The sequence below is a fragment of the Pseudoclavibacter sp. AY1H1 genome, from assembly GCF_002931055.1.
GTDB lineage: Bacteria > Actinomycetota > Actinomycetes > Actinomycetales > Microbacteriaceae > Pseudoclavibacter.
The window spans coordinates 186,012-187,085 of record NZ_PSXX01000009.1; positions in this window are offsets into that span (position 1 = coordinate 186,012).

Here is a 1,074-nt window from a genome sequence, read left to right on the forward strand (position 1 = left end):
GGTGCGTAGGACTTCCGCTCGCCGTCACGAGGAGGGTACGACTTGCGCTCGCCGCGGCTGTCGTCACGGGGCGCGTAGGACTTCCGCTCACCACGGTTGTCATCACGGGGTGCGTACGACTTCCGCTCGCCATCGCGGGGCGGGAACGACTTGCGCTCGCCGCGGTCATCGCGGGAGTTGTAGGGACGACGCTCACCGTCACGAGGAGGGTACGACTTGCGCTCGCCACGGCTGTCGTCACGCGGTGCGTAGGACTTCCGCTCACCGTCACGAGGAGGGTACGACTTGCGCTCGCCACGGCTGTCGTCACGGGGCGCGTAGGACTTCCGCTCACCATCGCGGGGCGCGTACGACTTGCGCTCGCCACGGCTGTCGTCGCGTGGTGCGTAGGACCTCCGCTCGCCGTCGCGGGGAGGGTACGACTTGCGCTCGCCGCGGTTGTCATCACGGGGGGCGTAGGACTTCCGCTCGCCGTCACGCGGTGGGTACGACTTGCGCTCACCACGGTTGTCATCACGCGGTGCGTAGGATTTCCGCTCACCATCGCGGGGCGCGTACGACTTGCGCTCGCCGCGCTGGGCATCGTCACGGTTGTTGTAGCTGCGTCGTTCTCCCTGGTTGCGGTCGCCGCCGCCTGCGTAGGGCTTGCGGTCGCCGAACTGCTTGCGGTCGCCGCCGCGGGAGTTCGCATCCCGTCGCCCATCCTGGCCGCTGCGTTCCTGGCGGTTGCCTGACCCGCGTTCGTTGCTCGGGTTTCGCCGCTCGTTGTCGTTTGCGTCCATGAATAGCTCCTCGGGATGCGCTGTCGAATTGTTGTCGTGCTTGTCTGAATGCGCCTCACCTTGGACGCTTGCGTCGCCACCCAGCCTACGTCACAGCGCTCCGGAGCTCAGGGACGTGCCCTGTGCTGCCATCGGGGTGCTTCGGCGCGGCGTTGTATTTTCGCGGTTGGTGGCGAATGAAAAAAGCCGGGGTTGGTCATCGAGGAGCATCTCTGCTCACTCAACAACCAACCCCGGCTTATGAAGAAGTCCGGCGGTGACCTACTCTCCCACAGGGTCCCCCCTGCAGTAC